This is a genomic window from Leisingera sp. SA32 (genome assembly GCF_056033425.1).
In genome coordinates this window covers 292,052-309,306 of sequence record NZ_JBVYHB010000003.1, presented here as the reverse complement: position 1 = coordinate 309,306, position 17,255 = coordinate 292,052, and the positions used below count along the sequence as shown (strand labels likewise).

The following is a 17,255-nucleotide window of genomic DNA, read 5'->3' as shown; positions in this document are numbered from 1 at the left end:
ATGGGCAAAGTCATCTGCACAGGGCTTGGCCCCGGCGACCCCGACCTGATGAGCGTGCGGTCGCACCGGCTGATCTCTGGCGCGCGCCACATCGCCTATTTCCGCAAGGCGGGTCGCCGGGGTCAGGCCCGGACCATCGTCGAGGGTTTGCTGGCAGACGGCGTCACCGAACATGCGATGGAATACCCGGTCACCACTGAAATCCATTTCTCCGACCCCGCGTACAACCGGGTGCTGGGGGAATTCTACGATCGCTGGGCCGACACCCTGGCCGAGATCGCCAAGGACGAGGACGTGGTCGTTCTCTGCGAGGGCGACCCGTTCCTCTATGGTTCCTACATGCACCTCTACACCCGCCTGCAAGGCCGCGCCGCGCAGGAGATCGTACCCGGCATCACCGGCATGTCCGGCTGCTGGACCGCCTCCGGTCAGCCGATCACCTGGGGCGACGATGTGCTGACCGTGGCGATGGCCACCCTCAGCGAGGATGAGCTGGCGAAACGCGCCGCACACACCGACGCGCTGGTGGTGATGAAAATCGGCCGCAACCTGCCCAAGCTGCGCCGCGCGTTGGAGCGCGCAGGCCGCGCCCAGGACGCCTGGCTGGTCGAACGCGGCACCATGCCGGGCGAAACCGTGCAGAAACTGTCGGATATCGAGGGTGAGGTGCCCTATTTCTCCATCGTACTGGTCCACGGACAGGGGCGGCGGCCATGAAACGATCGCAAAACGGTTGGGTGGTGATCGCGGGGCTTGGCCCCGGAAACGAGGCCCTGGTGACGCAGGAGGTGCGCGACGCAGTCGGGGAAGCCACGGATATTGTCGGCTACATCCCCTATGTCAAACGCGTCGCGCCGCGCGACGGGCTGACCCTGCACGCCACCGACAACCGGGTCGAGGTCGACCGTGCCACCCACGCGCTGGAAATGGCCGCCGCAGGCAAGCGCGTGGTTGTGGTCTCTTCTGGTGATCCCGGCGTCTTTGCCATGGCCTCCGCCGTGTTCGAGGCGCTGGAAACAGGTGCAAAAGCCCACCCCGCGTGGCTGGAGCTGGACATCAGGGTGCTGCCCGGCATCACCGCAATGCTGGCCGCCGCCGCGGCCATCGGCGCGCCGCTGGGGCATGATTTCGCCGCCATCAACCTCAGCGACAACCTCAAGCCCTGGAGCCTGATCGAGAAACGCCTGAAACTGGTCGGCGAGGCCGGTCTGGCGATGGCTTTCTACAACCCGCGTTCCAGGTCGCGGCCGCACCAGTTTGCCCGCGCGCTGGAAATTCTGCGCGCGGCCTGCGGCGACGACACGCTGATCACCTTTGCCCGCGATGTCACCAAGCCGGGGCAGGACCTGCTGACGGTGCCGCTGCGCGAGGCCACGCCAGAGATGGCCGATATGCGCACCGTGGTGATCGTCGGCAACCGCGACACGCGGCGGATCGGCACTTACGTCTACACCCCGCGTTACGCGGTTGAAGGTTAAACGGCGGAATGCGCCAGCCAGGTCATAACCTCTGCCACGCTGCCCATGACGGGCCGTTTCGGCACCTCGGACCTGCCGATCATGATGACCGGCAGACCGAGGCTGCGCGCGGCAGAGAGCTTGGCCATAGCGCCCGTGCCGCCGGCGTTCTTGGAGACCACATGGGTGATGCCATGGTGCTGCATCAGCGCGGTGTCGCCCGCCGCATCAAACGGACCGCGGGCAATCACCACCGTGGCCTTGGGCAGCGGCAGCGCCGCGTCTTGCGCGTCCACCAGCCGCAACAGGTAATGGTGCTGCGGCTTGGCCGCAAAAGGCGCGAGGTTCTGCTTGCCGATGGCAAGAAACACCCGCGCCGCGGCCTCGGGCAACGCAGTGACGGCCTCTGCAATGTTGTCCACATGCAGCCAGGTGTCGCCCTCCCCCGCCTGCCAGGCGGGACGCTCAAAGGCACAGAGCGCCACCCCCTCCGCGTCGCAGGCGTAAACCGCGTTGGTGCTCATCCCGGCGGCAAAGGGATGGGTGGCATCAACCACATGGCTAATGGCTTGGGTGCGCAGATACTCTGCCAGCCCCTCGGCACCGCCAAAACCGCCTACACGCGTCGGCAGTGGCTGCTCGACCGGCTTGGCGGTACGGCCCGCGTAGGAGAACACCGCATCCGCGCCCGCCTCCGCCAGAGTTCGGGCCAGCCTCGAGGCCTCGGTGGTGCCGCCCAAGAGAAGGATGCGTGTCATGTCTGATAGCCTTTCAAAACCGTGGCTCACGATCATCGGTCTGGGCGAAAATGGACTGGAAGGCCTGGGCGACGCAAGCCGCAAGGCGCTGGCCGAGGCTGAAGTCATTTTCGGTGGTCCCCGCCATTTGCAACTGGCAGCCGCAAACAGCAAGGGCCAGCCGTGGCCAGTACCGTTTTCAATTTCACCGGTGCTGGAACTGCGCGGGCGCAAGGTGGCGGTTCTGGCCTCTGGCGATCCCTTCTGGCATGGCGCTGGCGGCTCGCTGGCGCGGCATCTGGAGGCGGGCGAGTGGGTGTCGCACCCGGTCCCGTCCACCTTTGCGCTGGCGGCCAACCATCTGGCGTGGAAGCTGGAAGAGGTTCTGTGTCTTGGCCTGCACGCGGCGCCTTATGCGCGGCTGCGGCCCTCATTGGCAGCTGGCGCACGCGTGATCTGCACCATGCGCGACGGCGCAGCACCTGAAGAGCTGGCGGACTGGCTGAGCGCTGAGGGCTTTGGCGCGTCGACTCTCACGGTGATGGAAGCCTTAGGCGGGCCGCGCCAGCGGGTGCGTTCGGCCACTGCCGAAATCTTTGACCTGCCGAACATTCAGGCGCCTGTTGCCGTGGCGATTGAAGCCGCAGGCGGCAGGGGCCTGCCACAGGCGACCGGGTTGGCGGACGACCTCTTTGCCCACGACGGGCAGATCACCAAACGACCCATTCGGGCGCTGACCCTGTCAGCACTGGCACCGCGTGCGGATGAGCTGCTGTGGGATATCGGCGGCGGCTCCGGTTCGGTTTCGGTCGAATGGTGCCTTGCCGCGCGGGGGGCGCGGGCAATCACCTTTGAGCCACGCGGAAGCCGGATCGAGAACATCCGCGCCAATGCCGCCGCATTTGGCCTCGACCACCGCATTAAGTCCGTTTTGGGCAAGGCGCCGGAGGTGCTGGACGGGTTCGAACTGCCAGATTGCGTTTTCATCGGTGGTGGCGGCAGTCAGGCGCTGCTGGATCACTTGTGGCAGATCCTGCCGTCAGGCACCCGGCTGGTGGCCAATGGCGTCACGCTGGAGACCGAAGCCCTGCTGATGCACGCCCATGCGCAGCGCGGCGGGCATCTGCTAAGGGCCGAGATTTCCGAGGCTGGCCCCTTGGGGACCATGCGTGGCTGGGAGCGGGCGCGCCCTGTCATCCAGTGGAGCGCGACACGATGAAGGTCGCAGGCATCGGGTTCCGCGCGGCCGCCACGACCGCGGATCTGCAAGCGGCGCTGGCGCTGACCGGCGAACGGGTGGATGCGCTGGCCTCAGTTGCGCAGAAAGCCACGGCACCCGCCATGCAGGATCTGGCCCGCCGCACCGGCCTGCCAGTAATTGCGCTGCCGGAACAAGATATCGCCGGGGAGCAGACGCTGACCTGTTCGCCCCGGATCAAGGCGCGGTTCGGCACCGGCTCGCTGGCAGAAGCCGCGGCGCTGGCGGGCGCGCGCCACGGGGTGACGGGGGCGCAATCGCGCCTTCTCGCCCCCAGAGTTGTCACCGCGGATGGGCTTGCCACCGCGGCCATAGCAGAAAGACTTGAGCCATGACCGTCCACTTCATTGGCGCCGGACCGGGCGCTGCCGACCTTCTGACCCTGCGCGGGCGCGACATCATCGCCGCCTGCCCGGTGTGCCTCTATGCAGGCTCGCTGGTGCCCGAGGAAATCCTGAGCCATTGCCCGGCCGACGCCCGGATCGTCAACACGGCGGCGATGGATCTGGATGCCATCGTGGCTGAGATCAAGGCCGCGCATGCCGAAGGCCAGGACGTGGCGCGGCTGCACTCCGGCGACTTGTCGGTGTGGTCGGCGATGGGCGAGCAGATCCGGCGACTGAAAGCGGAGGGCATTCCGGTGAGCGTGACTCCCGGTGTGCCCTCGTTTGCGGCAGCTGCGGCCGCGCTGGGGACTGAACTCACCCTGCCGGGCCTTGGCCAGTCGGTGGTGCTGACCCGCACGCCGGGCCGGGCATCCTCGATGCCCGCAGGCGAGACGCTGGAGAACTTTGCCCGTACCGGCACCACCCTTGCGATCCACCTGTCGATCGGCAATCTGGACCATGTGGTCGAGAGCCTGACGCCTCATTACGGTGCCGACTGCCCGGTAGCCGTGGTCTACCGCGCCAGCTGGCCGGATCAGCAGATCATTCGCGCCACGCTGGACACGCTGAAGACTTCGCTGGACGAGAAAATCTCGCGCACCGCGCTGATCCTGGTGGGACCGGTGCTGAAAGGTGAAGGCTTTGATGAAAGCTGCCTCTACGCCGCCGATTATGACCGCCGCTACCGCCCGCAAAGCGCCGACAGCCCGTGGTCAAGCTGGAGCCACGGCGATGACTGAGACATACTCAAGGGCCGCAGTTGCGCGAGAAGGGGGCGAACTAACCCGCCAAAGGCGCGAGCGGCTGCGGGTCGTGCCGCGCACGGCACAGGCGAAGCTGAGAGAGGCAACGTGATGACCATTTCCCCCAAAGGCCTGATGATCTCGGCCCCTTCCTCGGGCACCGGCAAGACAACCGTGATGCTGGGCCTCCTGCGAGCGCTGGCAGAGGACGGGCTGACCGTTCAGCCCTACAAAAGCGGGCCGGATTACATCGACCCGGCCTTTCACCTGGCAGCAGCCGGGCGCGCGTCCTTCAACCTCGACACCTGGGCGATGGATGCTGGCCTGTTGGACGCCGTGGCAGGCCAGTCGGCAGGCGCGGACATCTGCATCGGCGAAGGGTCCATGGGGCTGTATGACGGGGTGGCCACCCGTGGCCAGTCGGGCTTTGGCTCCTCGGCGGAGACCGCCAAGCGCATGGGCTGGCCGGTGGTGCTGGTGGTCGATGTGGGCGGTCAGGCGCAGTCGGCAGCGGCCACGGCGCTGGGGTTTCGCGCCTATGATCCCGATCTGCCCTTCGCCGGGGTGATCCTCAACCGGGTGGCCAGCCCGCGGCATGAACGCCTGACGCGTCTGGGCATGGAAAAGGCGGGCATCAAGGTGCTGGGCTCCCTGCCGCGGCGCGGCGATCTGACCCTGCCGGAACGCCATCTGGGGCTGATCCAGGCGGTTGAGCACCCGGATCTTGAAGCCGCCATCGCGGGCTATGCTGCCTTCTTGCGCGACCATGTTGACCTCGAGGCGATCAGGGCCGCGGCACTGGCAGGACCGGCGCCTGCCCCAGCCACGTTGCCCCGCCCGCCCGCGCAGCGGATTGCCCTGGCGCGCGATGCCGCGTTTTCCTTTACCTATCCGCACCTCTTGGAAGGCTGGCGTGCGGCGGGGGCGGAAATCCTGCCGTTCTCGCCGCTCGCCGATGAAGCCCCGGCGGCGGATGCAGATCTGGTCTGGTTGCCCGGCGGCTATCCAGAGCTGCACGGCGGTACGCTGGCTGCGGCTGAAGCCTTCCGCACCGGCCTGCGCAAACACGCCGAGACCAAACCGGTGCACGGTGAATGCGGCGGCTACATGGCCCTGGGCGAAGCGCTGATTGACAAGCAAGGCAACCGCCACCAGATGCTGGGGCTTCTGGGGCTGGTCACGTCTTACGAGAAGCGCAAGTTCCACCTTGGCTACCGCCGCGCGGTGTTGCAGGCGGGTATGCCGGGTTTTGACGCAGGCAGAGCCCTGCGCGGGCATGAGTTTCACTACTCCTCCATTCTGGAAGAGCCCGACGCGCCCTTGGCAAATGTGATGGATGCGGACGGCGGCCCGGTGCCGGAGACCGGCTCGATCAAGGGCAATGTCACCGGCACCTTCTTCCACCTCATCACTGGAGAACAGGCATGAGCGGCTTTGTCAGCTTTGTCTCCTCCGGGCCGGGCGACCCGGAGCTGCTGACCGTCAAGGCGGTCAGTCGGCTGGAGACGGCCGATGCGGTCTTGTTTGACGACCTGTCCTCCGGCCCGATCCTGAGCCACGCCCGCGCCGACGCCGATCTGGTGGGCGTGGGGAAACGGGCCGGCCGCCCCTCGCCCAAGCAGGACCACGTGAGCCAGCTGCTGGTGGACTACGCCCAAAGCGGCCTGAATGTGGTGCGGCTGAAGTCCGGCGACTGCGGCGTCTTCGGGCGGCTGGAGGAAGAGATCTCGGCCCTGCGCGCGGCAGGCATCGGGTTTGAAATCGTGCCCGGCGTCACCGCGGCGTCAGCTGCGGCGGCCGCCGCGCAGATCCCGCTGACCCGCCGCCTGACCGCACGACGTCTGCAATTCATCACCGGCCATGACGTGACCGGCGGCCTGCCCGACGATCTGAACATGGCCGCACTGGCCGACCCGCAGGCCACCACGGTGGTCTATATGGGCAAGCGCACGTTTGCCGCGCTGGCCGAAAAGCTGGTGGAGGCCGGCCTGCCGCCGCACACCCACGCGCTGGTGGCGCTTGGTGTGTCGACGCCGGAGCAGCAGCTGTTCTGCCACACGGTGGGGGAGCTGCCCGCGGTGTTGCGCGCGATGGAAACCAAGGCGCCGGTCCTGATCCTCTATGGGCCGTTGGCGGACCAGGAGCTGCCCGGCGCATGAGCCTGCTCACCCTCACCCTGTGTCGCAGCTGCCGCGACGCCGATCCAATGCTGCCGGATCAGCTTGCCGCGATGCTGGCGGGGGCAGAGGGTGAGGTGCGCATCCAGCAAGTGGATTGCATGTCCGGCTGCCAGCGCCCGCAGACGCTGGCGGTGCGCGCGCCGGGCAAGACCGCCTATCTGTTCGGCGAGATCACAGCCGCGGATCTGCCGGATGTGCGAATCTTCCTGCGGATGTATCGCCACAGCCCGGACGGCAATTTTGCCGATGCCCGCCCCTTGGGCGCGCTGCGGCACAAGGCAATCGCCCGGATTCCCGGCGATCTGGGCTGATCGGCCGATACCATCGCGCAAAACTTCCGCCATTCGGTTTTGTCCGAAAAATTTGAACATTCCGGCCCCGGCCGCCCGGCGGCGCACGGATAGATGCCGCCCCCGCAGGGTCAAGCGGCGGTTTCGTTCTTGACCGGCGTCCGCCGCACAGGGCATTAGTTTGAGGATACGGTGTCCACAGGTGCCCAAGCACCAGGACTGAAACGGGAATGAGGACGGTGGACCAAATCGCGGCACCGCAGCCTCAACCGCCCCCGCGACTGTGAGCGGCGAGCGGCTCTCCACTATCCACTGGCGCGCAAGACGCCGGGAAGGAGGAGGGCAGCAGCGACCCGCGAGTCAGGAGACCGGCCGTATGTGAACGCAAACTTGCGCCGTCGGGTGTGACGGCAAGGAGAACATCAATGACGACCAAGACGCTCAAGGCTTCTGCCGCTGGCTCTTCCGTAATCCCGGCGCTTTTTGCCGTGGTTCTGGGGCTGGGGATCATCACGCTGACCGGCCATGTTCAGGCTTCCGCCCTGCATGACGCCGCCCACGATGTGCGCCACGCAACCGGCTTCCCCTGCCACTAAGGCCATGTTCAGTCGCATTCTGACCAGCGCGTTGTTCGCTGGCGCTGCAGCGGGGCTGATTACCGCCCTGCTGCAGCTTTATTTCGTGCAGCCCGTGCTGCTCCACGCCGAACTCTACGAGGGCGGTGATCTGGTGCATTTCGGCGCTGACCCCGTAACTGCGCATCCCGATCTTCCCGGACTGTTCGCCGAGCCGGTGCGGGACGGTCTCAGCATCATTTTCACCATGTTGACCTATACCGGCTATGCGCTGGTCATGGTGGCGCTGATGTCCGTGGCCGAACGCCAAGGCCACGTCATCACCGCGCGCAACGGCATCCTGTGGGGGCTGGCAGGGTTCATCACGTTCCACTTTGCCCCGGGCCTGACGCTCGCTCCCGAGGTGCCCGGCGTGGCCGCGGCTGACGTCGGCCTGCGCCAGATCTGGTGGAGCGTCACCGTCGCCGCTGCGGGCGTCGCCATGTGGCTGATCGCCTTTGGCGGCAATGCCGTCAGCTATGGCCTGGCGGCGCTGCTGCTGCTGGCGCCGCATGTGGTGGGCGCGCCTGAGCCAGAAACCTTCTCCGGCCCGGTCCCGACCGAGATCGGCGCGCTGTTCGCGGCCCGCGCCTTTGGCGTCGGCATGGCTGCCTGGGTGCTGCTGGGGGCCTTTGCCGGCCACTTCTGGCAAGCCGAAGGCAAGCGCGAACAGGCGACAGCCTGAAGTCCGCCAGACCATCCTCCCCGCCGGGGCACACCGGCGGGAACTCTTCAGTCCACAGGATGACAACACGATGTCCCGCTCTCTTGCCCTGTTTGCCATCGGCCTGATCTTCGGCGGCGGCGCCGGTTTCGTGATCGCGGCCGGCAATGGCATCACCTTTGACGGCCATGACCACGGTGATCCCGCCCATCACGGCGGCAGCACGTCGGCTGCAATGGCGCACGATCACAGCACGCCGGTGAACCTGCCCGCCGGACCTGACGCACCGACGCTCCGCATCGCCCTTCACAAGGATCCGATGTCCGGCTGGAACCTGCATGTTGCAACGCAGAACTTCCGCTTTGCGCCGCAGAACGCCTCCGTGGCAGATGTGGCAGGCGAAGGTCACGCGCATGTCTATGTGGATGGCGAAAAGATCGCCCGGCTCTATGGCGACTGGATGCACATTCCATCGCTGCCCGCCGGGGCAGAGGTCGCAGTGGCGCTCAACTCCAACAGCCACAGCCCTCTGGCCGTGGGTGGCGAGGCGCTCAAAGCCAAGGTCACCGTGCCTGCAAACGGTGAAGGCTCCTGACGATCGCGGCAGACTTGCAAGACCGGCAGCACGGCTCCATAGGGGGCCGTGTTCTCACATCAAAGGCCCCGTCATGATTGAACTCAGCCTGATCGGCATCGGCACCGGCAATCCGCAGCATATAACATTGCAGGCAATCGACGCGCTGAACGCGCAGGATCTGATCCTGATCCCCAACAAAGGCGCGGGCAAGGACGATCTGGCCGGGCTGCGGCATGAGATCTGCAATCGCGCGATCCGGGGCACTGGCCCGGCCATCGTCGAGTTCACCTTGCCGGTGCGCGACGAGACGACCCCGGACTACCGCAAACGTGTGGATGACTGGCATGATGCCATCGCGCAGGTCTGGTGGCAGACAATCACCGCGCATCTGCCGCAGGGGGGCAAGGTCGGCTTCTTGGTCTGGGGTGATCCCTCGCTTTATGACAGCACCATGCGGATTGCCGAGCGCCTGAAAACGCTGGCCGACATCACGCTGACGGTGATCCCCGGCATCACCTCGATCCAGGCGCTGACCGCGGCGCATGCGGTCCCGCTCAATGAAATCGGTGCCCCCTTCACCATCACCACCGGCCGTCGCCTGCGCGAAGACGGCTGGCCTGACACGGCAGATACTCTGGTCATCATGCTGGACGGGGCCTGCTCCTTTCAGTCCCTCAGCCCACAGGGAGTAGAGATTTTCTGGACGGCCTATGCCGGAATGGAGAACCAGATCTCGCTCTCTGGTCCGCTGGATGCGCTCAGCGACGAAATCATCCGCACCCGTGCCGCCGCGCGCGCCGAACATGGCTGGATCATGGACATCTACCTGCTGCGCAAGTGCCCCCAAGAACGCTGAAGCACTACCGCCGCGCCCCGACAGCTGGCCGAAAGTCTGGACATGACTTACTGATGGAGCATAGGCTGAGCCAAGAACAGGCAGGCGGGAAAATCTGTTGGGGAATGAAATGCTTGAGCAGGTTTTTTCTGCGGCCCAGGCGGCCATGCGGGCTGGAGAGTTTGAAAAGGCGCACGCCGGCTTTGCCTTTCTGATCGACAAGAGAGTTGCCAAAGGGTCGGTTCACCTGGCCTATGCCGCGTGTCTGGCCAAGCTGGGCAACAGCCAGGCCGCGCGCCACCACCTGCAACGTTACTACGAGAAAAGACCCCTAGGCCCCGCCCCTCGTGGCCTTGCGCCCGAGACACCGCGCGTACTGGTGGTGCGGGGATTGGACAAGACCAAGCCAACCCTCGGCAAGCGGTCCGATGGCAATTACAAACCCAAGCTGCGCGGCGGGCATTTCACGCTGCGCTATCTGCTGCTGAATGACACCCCGGCCAGGCAGCGCGTGACCCTCGTGCCAAGCGTCGACATAGACCCGGCCAGCCTGCCCCCCCATCGCCTGATGCTCAACACGATCTCCGATGGCGACATCGAGGGCGGCTCCCTCGCAAGCCTTGCCGCCCACCTTGAGGCCAATCCCGGCACGCGTATCATCAACGCCCCCCATGCGGTCATGCAGACAACCCGAGATGCCAATTACAGGCGCTTGCAGGGGTTGCCGAACGTGAATTTCCCCCGCACGACCAGGCTACACCTCGACGCCCCGGCCCCGCAGGAGCTGAGCGCCCAACTCTGCGATCACGGGTTTACTTTGCCGGTCATCCTGCGCCGGGTCGGCACCCAGACCGGCCGCACCACTGTGCTTATCGAGGATGACGCGGGCTTGGCTGAATTTTGCGCAAGCGGCCCAAGCGGTGAGTATTATGCGATCCAGTACAAACCCCTGCTGTGGCAGGGCGAATACTTCCGCAAATTCCGCTTGTTCTGCATTGACGGGGCTGCTTACCCGGTGGTCTGCCACTTCGATCATGTATGGAACGTGCATGGCGGCAACCGCCGGACCGTCATGAAGACCTCAGAAGCGCTGATGGAGCAGGAAAAAGCGTTCTTGCAGGATTGGCGCAGCTACATCGGCAGCAAGGCGGCAACCGCGGTGGAGAACGTCTTTGCACGCACACCGCTGGAGTTTTTCGGCATGGATTTCACGATCGATTCCGACGGGGGGATTTTCATCTACGAGCTGAACGCCTCCATGCGGCACAGTTTCGATCACGCCAAGAACTTCCCCTACAAGATGCCTTACGACCAAGCCACATCCGACGCCTTTGAGGCGATGGTCAATCGCAGATTGCAGCCTGGCGCGGCGTAGCGGCCCGCCTCAGTGACGGGCCGTCGCGCGGTTGACGGCCTCGGGCGCCGTACGGTCATGTATGCGGGCGCATCCCCCTCAGAAATCCCAAGCCAGTTTCAGGCTGGCGCTCAGCTTGCGACTGCTTTGGCCGAGATCGGCCACCAGCCGGGCCTTGGCCTCGAACCGTTCGCCCTTCAGCACCTGAAGCCCCATGGCAATCGTCCCGCGAAAGCGGTCCCGATTGGCCGTGGTTTCGACCATGGTCCCTGCCAAAGCGCCCGAGGTGAACTGCTGCCGGATCCCGTGTTCGTTCAGCGCAATGCGCACACCGGCCTCCCCATAGGGACGCCACAGCGCGGGCCCGATCCGATACTCCGCCCCAAACCGCGCCTGCGGGTGAAGATCCGCCAGAAAATAGCTGTCTTTCGCGACAGCGAGGTTGAGACCTCCCGCCCCAGATTCTCGATAGCCCGCATCCTTGATTCCCGAAATATCGAGGTCCAGCATGGGAATGACGAACCGGTGGCCGTAGGTGAACGCCCGCGCGGCGCGCAGGCGGGCGTGCAGCCCCCTCACCTTGCGCCGCGACAGCGCCACTGCCGCCGGACCCGCATCGCGGCGGGCCTGCCCATCCAGCCAGGAGGCCGACAAGGCGCCTGACAACAGCCACGGGCCCCGGATACGCTTGAGCACCGCCCCTGCATGGACCGCCTCGCCGCTGCTGGCGGCTGTTGGCGCCGCAAAAGATGTATCGCCATACCCGGCGCCCAGGCCCAGAACCCAATCCGCGCCGACCGGCAGCTGGTGGCCCAGCGCCACACCTGAGTAGCGGCTCTCCCCGCCGCCCCCAAAGAAGCTGGCGCGGTTGTGGGTGGCTTTGAACCAGCTGCATTCGGTCTCCTGTATCACCGCAAAGTCGCCCTCGGCGCTGCCACAGCTGTGCAGCGTGTCGAGATGCGCGGCGGCCAGGCTGTGGGACTGCTGCCCGGCGGGCGTGTGCTGCGTCGCATCCAGCCCTGCCGTCAGCAGGCTGGACAAAGCCTCGGCGTCGCGCGCATTTGCTGCGTTCAGCAGCAGATCGTACAGCTCGGCATCATCCGATCCCGGCACTTCGCCTGCTTCCCAGGCATCAACCTGATCCGCAACCGTGGCTGCCATCGCTCCGGCATTGCCAGCCAGCCCGGTGTGGCGAAAGTCGGCGTCGGCTCCGCTCAACTGGATCTGACGCCGGGTGTCATCGGGCACGGCAGTGACCTGCATCACCGGAGTGCCCCGAACCTGCTGTTCGGCCCCCGCGGGCAGCGGGGCCTCGGTGTCCACCAGCGTGATGGGCGCGCGCAGCGGGCCGAAGGCCGACAGATATGGCGCAAACACGCCCTCCGCCGAGGTCACCTCGCCCGCACGCAGCACCGCGGCGGTCCCGTCAGCAGGCGCGACTTCAATCAGGTGCACCCCGCCTTGCTGCAGCGCATAGGACCGCGCGCCCTCGACCGCGCCATCAATCGTACCTGCATTTATTATGGCGATGTTGCCGCCATGGGTGGCGTCAATACGACCCCGGATGGTGCCACTCTCGGCCACCCGGATTGACCCGGCACCGTAGGTGCGCACAGCGGTCTGGCGGCTGCCATAGCTCGTCTCACGCTCCGTCAGCGTATCCTGGGCCGCGACCGTTCCCGCCACATCCAGCTGCATCTGGCCCCAGCGCGTGCGCATCTCGATGGCGGTGGTTGCGGTTTGCGCGTCCAAGGCCAGAACGCGGGCGCCTTCGGCCACTTCGACATGGCTGGTGACCGGCGCGACCTTGCCATCGTTGACATAAGTTCCGCCCTGGGCGTGTTCATTGCGCAGCCGGATCGCCGCTGCGCCTTCCCCCGCCGCCGTCACGACGCCGCGCGCCTCGATATGGAATGTGTCGGAGGCGGAGCCGCTGTAACCCAGCGTCGAAATCCCGTCGGCGTTGCGCCCCGCGGCGGCGATCCAACCGCTTTGCAGCACGTCAATCGAGCCGCTTTGCCGTTCCAGGTCGCCGCCAGCAAAGCGCAGGCCTTCGTCGCTCTGCACCGCCAGCGTGCCAGACGCCGCGGTCATTGCGAATATCCCGTGCGCGTTGTCGCCCTCGGTCACAATCGAGCCTTCGGCAAGGATTGAGATATCGCCCGCAAGCGCCACACGGGCGCCTACGGAAGAAAGGTCAATCTCCGGGCGGCCCGGCGCCAGCAGCAGCCCGCCAGAACCGCCAACGGTCTGCGCGAAGATGCCATGCGCGCCCAGCCCGCGGGTGTAAATGCCTGCGCCGCTGTCCTGCCGGAGCTGCAGGTTGCCGCTGGCCGCGGTGGAGTTGCGGCGCAGCACAGCGTCGACACCGTCCAGCCCGGCCGCCTCGGACAGCTGCAGCGTCCCGCCGCCGCCGCCCACCGATTGCGCCAGCACACCAAAGGAATAGCTGCCCTCTGTAAGGACGTCGCCATCGGTCAGCTCCACATTGACGTCCCCGCCGTCGCCGGAGGCCGCGGTCGAGGAGCTGCCAAACCATGCAGAGACTTCCGTATCGATTGTCCCGCCGGTTCCGGTGACCGCCATCAACCCGCCACCCGCGCCCACGGACTGGGCGACGATGCCATGCGACAGCTCACCTGTGGTGGTGATCCGGCCACTGTTGCCCGCGGTGACAGACCCGCCCGCGCCGTTGGCCCAACCGTGGCCTACAAACAGGCGCAGGCCCGTGTCATGACCGGTCGCAAGGCTATGGACGATCTCGCCACCGCCGCCGCCCACGGATTGCGCCACTACCCCATGCGACTGCCCGCCAGAGGTGCGGATCGTGGCCGCGCTGTTGACAGTGGCGGCATTCCCGTGCCCGGCGGTGCCATTGGACCCGCCCAGTACCGCTGTCAGACCCTGTGCCCGGATCGCGATCCGGCTGTGCACCGCAGTGCCGCCGAAGCCACCTCCGCCGCCGATGGATTGTGCCATTGCGCCGTGGGCGAAATCACCACTCGTGGAAATCTCAGCCCCCGCGCCCGCGCCGTCCCCCAGCGTCACCGTGGCAGACTGGGCAGAGCCGCTGGCGGCGCCATTGAGACCCGCCCCCAGTGTGAAAATGCGGTCAAGGTGATCGGTACTGCCCGCCATCAGGGGGCTGTCCAGCACCACCGCGGCGCTGCCGCCGCCACCTCCGATGGATTGTGCAAACACTCCGCGCGCGCCGACTCCGGCGGTCGCCACGGCCACGTTCCCGGCCAGCCGGGCCTGAACCGGGCCGCCAGCGGACCCGCGAGCGCTGCTTGCGGCGCCCAACGTCGTCACCAGATCGTAGGAGGTCACCGCCCCGCCCCTGCTACTGGCTACTCCATCCGCGCGGGTCACCGTCTCCGCATGGATGTAATCGCCGCCACCAGCGCCAACGGCTTGTGCCAGAAGGCCATGGGCAAAGTGCCCTCGGGTGGAGAGGCTGCCGGGGCCAGCAGCAGAAGCGCTGTAGGTGACGTCCACCTCAGCAGCGTCGCCCGCAGCGCCGCCTGAGGCGCCGCCGCTCTGCTGAAGCGACAGGCTGCGACTGCCGGATGAGAAGGCTGTCGGCTGCGCCGTCGTTACTGCGGCGTCGTGGCTGACAATGCTGCCGAGCGTTCCGCCGCCACCGCCGATGGATTGGCCGACAAGCCCGTGTGCCCCGATCCCGGCCGTGCTGACGTTGCCGCTCTGCTCTAGGCTGACAGAACCGCCGTCGCCGCTGGACGCGTTGCCAGCGCCGAGGACATGGCTCAGCACCCCGGCGGCGCTGTCTGGACCTCCGCCGCTGCTGACACTGCTACCGGCGGGACGCTCCGATTTCAGGTCCAGACTGTAGGCGGTTGCCGTGCCGGAGGCTCCACCGCCGCCGCCAATCGACTGCACGACGACACCTGCCGCCCGATGGCCAGAAGTTGTTACCGTGGCGTCCCCCTCATAAGAGGCGCTGCCGCCGCTGCCGCCCGCGCCGCCGTTCTCGCCCATGGCCTGAAACCCGCCAAGGCGCACATCGTAGTTGGAGGTTTTGTAGCCGACGGTTGCCTGCACGCTGACGGAATGGCCGGACGCCCCGCCGCCGCCGCCGATGGATTGTAACACCACCCCATGGGCGTTGCTGCCGCCTGTGGAGACGGTGCCGTCAAGATTCGCCTGTACAGCGTCGCCATCGCCGCCCGCACCGCCGGATCCGCCCAGCGACGTGGTGAAGGCTCGGCCTGTGCCCTGGGTGCGCGATGACAGGCTGCCTGTCAGGGTAAGTGCATTGCCGCCCGCGCCACCGCCACCGCCGACGGATTGGGCTAGCAGGCCCAACGCGTTGTTGCCTTTGGTGGTGACGGTAACGCGGCCCGCGGAGGTTTCCTCGCCACCGAAAGTCACGGCGCCACCGTCTCCGGCGCGGCCGCCGCGTCCCCCGATTGCGGCAGAGACCGCCAGCGCCGTCTCGGGTGCCAGCGACAGGCTGACGGAACTGGCCGACCCGCCAGTTCCACCACCGCCGCCGATGGATTGCAGCACGATGGCGTTGGCGTTATGGCCCGCGGTGCTGACATTGGCCGCAGCCGCTGCCGCGCCCGCCTGGTAGGCAAAGCCGACCGCTCCGCCATCACCGCCGCCGCGCCCCTGCCCGCCCAGGGCGACCGAGGGGCTGTAGGCCCCGGTGCCTCCGACGGACGCGGAAATCGAGGTCGCCGATCCGCCGTTGCCGCCGCCACCGCCGATCGACTGCACCACAACCGCGTTTGCGTTGCGGCCAAGGGTTGCAACGCTGGCCGCCTGATTGCCTTGGCTACGGGCGGTGAAGGTGGCGCTGCCGCCGTTGCCGCCCGCACCGCCCCGGCCACCCACCGCCACAGAGGCCGACAGGGACGGCCCCAGCGATGCGGAGCCTGCCAGCGAAAAGGCATTGCCGCCATCGCCGCCACCGCCGCCAACGGAATGCAACAGAATGCCGACGGAATTGTCGCCATGGGTGGTCACACCGCCAGTATGGGCGGCCGACACCGCACCGCCATCGCCACCGCTAGCGCCAGCGCCGCCCACCGCAACCGCTGCGCTCAGAGCGCCGTCGATTCCAGCTGCCAGGGCAACGCTATGGGCCGAGCCGCCCGCGCCCCCGCCGCCACCCACAGAATGCAACAGCGCCCCCGCGGAGTTGTGGCCAAACGTCTCGATCGTGCCGTCATTGCTCATCCCGACGTCGCCGCCATCACCCGCAGCACCGCCATCGCCGCCAATGGAGACTGAAAAGCTGAGACCATATTTTTTAGGTTTGCTCGGATGGTCTTGCAGGTCGGCCAGTGCCGTGCCCCCTGCCGAACCGCCATGTCCGCCGCCGCCGCCCACCGACTGGGCATAGATCGCGACCGAATTTGCACCCGCCGTGTGCGGATCCTGGACCTCGCCTGCGGTGTCAACTGGTACCCCGGTGGCGACCGAACTGTCCGCACCGATGGTCACCGTGACCGCGCCACCATCGCCGCCCAGCGACGTGTCGCTGGCAAATAACGGGCTGGTCGCGCTCGCATGCGCTTGGCCGCCATGGCCACCGCCGCCGCCGACAGACTGCGCAAAGATGCCGCTGGAATGGCTGCCGCTGGTCCGGATCGCGGACGCGCCAGTCAACGTCGCCTGTAACGCGCCGCCGTGATTGCCGGTGCCACCGGTGCCACCGATCGCCACGGCGCTGAACAGGGCTCGCGACCGGGCGCTGCCCGCATGGCCGCCGCTGCCACCGATCGACTGAAGCATGAGACCGCTGGACAGCTCGCCCTCTGTCACAACCGCGCCGGTGTCCAATACCGCCGTCACATCGCCACCAACGCCGCCGTTGCCGCCGTCACCGCCAATCGCAAGCGAGCTCCAGCTGCCATGTGCAGATGCATTGCCACCGCGCCCGCCGCTGCCGCCCACCGACATCAAGTGCATACCGGCTGACATGGCACCGGATGTTTTGATCTGCGCGGGTGTCGCCGCAGCGGCGTCGGTGAGGAGATCAATCGTCACATCGCCGGCGTCGCCGCCGCTGCCGCCATCGCCGCCGACCGCCAGATGCCCGCCAGTCGCGGTGGCGCCATCCTGGCCACCGCGGGCCACTGACAGACCAAGAACGCCTGCGCTATAGGAACCCGTGGTGGTGATGGCACTG

At 66.9% G+C, this 17,255-nt stretch carries 15 protein-coding genes and 1 riboswitch; of the genes, 13 read left to right on the top strand and 2 right to left on the bottom strand.

Annotation, left to right across the window (positions count from 1 at the left end; genetic code table 11):
- On the top strand, positions 1 to 717 hold the full coding sequence (gene cobI / locus AC0IPL_RS06615) for a precorrin-2 C(20)-methyltransferase (RefSeq protein WP_474272971.1): 717 nt from the start codon (positions 1 to 3) through the stop codon (positions 715 to 717).
- Positions 714 to 1,478 (top strand): precorrin-3B C(17)-methyltransferase, encoded by a 765-nt coding sequence (cobJ, locus tag AC0IPL_RS06610; protein ID WP_474272969.1) that lies wholly within the window; start codon positions 714 to 716, stop codon positions 1,476 to 1,478. The genes cobI and cobJ overlap by 4 nt, the downstream gene beginning before the upstream one ends.
- Here the strand turns inward: cobJ and AC0IPL_RS06605 are convergent.
- A complete protein-coding gene (locus AC0IPL_RS06605; protein ID WP_474272967.1) occupies positions 1,475 to 2,215 on the bottom strand; it encodes a cobalt-precorrin-6A reductase in 741 nt (246 codons plus the stop codon). The two genes, cobJ and AC0IPL_RS06605, sit on opposite strands and share 4 nt — an antisense overlap.
- On the opposite strand from AC0IPL_RS06605, the gene cbiE reads away from it, so the two are divergent.
- The 11 genes from cbiE (at position 2,214) to AC0IPL_RS06550 (ending at position 11,116) form a co-directional block, all read left to right on the top strand.
- A complete protein-coding gene (gene cbiE, locus AC0IPL_RS06600) occupies positions 2,214 to 3,413 on the top strand; it encodes a precorrin-6y C5,15-methyltransferase (decarboxylating) subunit CbiE (RefSeq protein WP_474272965.1) in 1,200 nt (399 codons plus the stop codon). The genes AC0IPL_RS06605 and cbiE overlap by 2 nt on opposite strands.
- Positions 3,410 to 3,787 (top strand): cobalamin biosynthesis protein, encoded by a 378-nt coding sequence (locus tag AC0IPL_RS06595; RefSeq protein WP_474272963.1) that lies wholly within the window; start codon positions 3,410 to 3,412, stop codon positions 3,785 to 3,787. Before cbiE ends, AC0IPL_RS06595 begins: the two co-directional genes overlap by 4 nt.
- Positions 3,784 to 4,578, top strand: coding sequence for a precorrin-4 C(11)-methyltransferase (cobM, locus tag AC0IPL_RS06590; protein ID WP_474272961.1), 795 nt, complete (start codon positions 3,784 to 3,786; stop codon positions 4,576 to 4,578). Before AC0IPL_RS06595 ends, cobM begins: the two co-directional genes overlap by 4 nt.
- A 114-nt stretch (positions 4,579 to 4,692) precedes the next feature.
- Positions 4,693 to 6,009, top strand: coding sequence for a cobyrinate a,c-diamide synthase (locus AC0IPL_RS06585; RefSeq protein ID WP_474272959.1), 1,317 nt, complete (start codon positions 4,693 to 4,695; stop codon positions 6,007 to 6,009).
- Positions 6,006 to 6,740: a uroporphyrinogen-III C-methyltransferase gene (gene cobA, locus AC0IPL_RS06580; RefSeq protein ID WP_474272958.1), complete on the top strand. Its 735-nt coding sequence runs from the start codon at positions 6,006 to 6,008 to the stop codon at positions 6,738 to 6,740. Before AC0IPL_RS06585 ends, cobA begins: the two co-directional genes overlap by 4 nt.
- Positions 6,737 to 7,072 carry a DUF1636 family protein gene (locus AC0IPL_RS06575; protein WP_474272956.1) on the top strand — a complete coding sequence of 112 codons (336 nt, stop codon included), beginning with the start codon at positions 6,737 to 6,739 and terminating at the stop codon, positions 7,070 to 7,072. The genes cobA and AC0IPL_RS06575 overlap by 4 nt, the downstream gene beginning before the upstream one ends.
- A 152-nt stretch (positions 7,073 to 7,224) precedes the next feature.
- Positions 7,225 to 7,442: riboswitch (cobalamin riboswitch) on the top strand.
- A gap of 34 nt (positions 7,443 to 7,476) precedes the next feature.
- Positions 7,477 to 7,647, top strand: coding sequence for a CbtB domain-containing protein (locus tag AC0IPL_RS06570; protein ID WP_084204388.1), 171 nt, complete (start codon positions 7,477 to 7,479; stop codon positions 7,645 to 7,647).
- Positions 7,648 to 7,651: 4 nt separating this feature from the next.
- On the top strand, positions 7,652 to 8,350 hold the full coding sequence (locus AC0IPL_RS06565) for a CbtA family protein (protein ID WP_474272954.1): 699 nt from the start codon (positions 7,652 to 7,654) through the stop codon (positions 8,348 to 8,350).
- 70 nt (positions 8,351 to 8,420) lie between these two features.
- Positions 8,421 to 8,924 (top strand): hypothetical protein, encoded by a 504-nt coding sequence (locus AC0IPL_RS06560; protein WP_474272952.1) that lies wholly within the window; start codon positions 8,421 to 8,423, stop codon positions 8,922 to 8,924.
- 73 nt (positions 8,925 to 8,997) lie between these two features.
- Positions 8,998 to 9,762, top strand: a complete 765-nt coding sequence (gene cobF / locus AC0IPL_RS06555; protein WP_474272950.1) for a precorrin-6A synthase (deacetylating) — start codon at positions 8,998 to 9,000, stop codon at positions 9,760 to 9,762.
- 109 nt (positions 9,763 to 9,871) lie between these two features.
- Positions 9,872 to 11,116: an ATP-grasp domain-containing protein gene (locus tag AC0IPL_RS06550; protein WP_474272948.1), complete on the top strand. Its 1,245-nt coding sequence runs from the start codon at positions 9,872 to 9,874 to the stop codon at positions 11,114 to 11,116.
- A 78-nt stretch (positions 11,117 to 11,194) separates the two neighbouring features.
- Here the strand turns inward: AC0IPL_RS06550 and AC0IPL_RS06545 are convergent, their stop codons facing one another.
- The gene (locus AC0IPL_RS06545) at positions 11,195 to 17,203 is read right to left on the bottom strand and encodes a hypothetical protein (RefSeq protein ID WP_474272946.1); all 6,009 of its coding nucleotides are present in this window, start codon (positions 17,201 to 17,203) and stop codon (positions 11,195 to 11,197) included.
- Positions 17,204 to 17,255: the final 52 nt, after the last annotated feature.

Excerpts from the sequence above, each read along its gene's own strand:
- cobI (WP_474272971.1), top strand. The coding sequence starts at position 1 with ATGGGCAAAGTCATCTGCACAGGGCTTGGCCCCGGCGACCCCGACCTG.
- cobJ (WP_474272969.1), top strand. The coding sequence starts at position 714 with ATGAAACGATCGCAAAACGGTTGGGTGGTGATCGCGGGGCTTGGCCCC.
- cbiE (WP_474272965.1), top strand. The coding sequence starts at position 2,214 with ATGTCTGATAGCCTTTCAAAACCGTGGCTCACGATCATCGGTCTGGGC.
- AC0IPL_RS06605 (WP_474272967.1), bottom strand. The coding sequence starts at position 2,215 with ATGACACGCATCCTTCTCTTGGGCGGCACCACCGAGGCCTCGAGGCTG.
- AC0IPL_RS06595 (WP_474272963.1), top strand. The coding sequence starts at position 3,410 with ATGAAGGTCGCAGGCATCGGGTTCCGCGCGGCCGCCACGACCGCGGAT.
- cobM (WP_474272961.1), top strand. The coding sequence starts at position 3,784 with ATGACCGTCCACTTCATTGGCGCCGGACCGGGCGCTGCCGACCTTCTG.
- AC0IPL_RS06585 (WP_474272959.1), top strand. The coding sequence starts at position 4,693 with ATGACCATTTCCCCCAAAGGCCTGATGATCTCGGCCCCTTCCTCGGGC.
- cobA (WP_474272958.1), top strand. The coding sequence starts at position 6,006 with ATGAGCGGCTTTGTCAGCTTTGTCTCCTCCGGGCCGGGCGACCCGGAG.
- AC0IPL_RS06575 (WP_474272956.1), top strand. The coding sequence starts at position 6,737 with ATGAGCCTGCTCACCCTCACCCTGTGTCGCAGCTGCCGCGACGCCGAT.
- AC0IPL_RS06570 (WP_084204388.1), top strand. The coding sequence starts at position 7,477 with ATGACGACCAAGACGCTCAAGGCTTCTGCCGCTGGCTCTTCCGTAATC.
- AC0IPL_RS06565 (WP_474272954.1), top strand. The coding sequence starts at position 7,652 with ATGTTCAGTCGCATTCTGACCAGCGCGTTGTTCGCTGGCGCTGCAGCG.
- AC0IPL_RS06560 (WP_474272952.1), top strand. The coding sequence starts at position 8,421 with ATGTCCCGCTCTCTTGCCCTGTTTGCCATCGGCCTGATCTTCGGCGGC.
- cobF (WP_474272950.1), top strand. The coding sequence starts at position 8,998 with ATGATTGAACTCAGCCTGATCGGCATCGGCACCGGCAATCCGCAGCAT.
- AC0IPL_RS06550 (WP_474272948.1), top strand. The coding sequence starts at position 9,872 with ATGCTTGAGCAGGTTTTTTCTGCGGCCCAGGCGGCCATGCGGGCTGGA.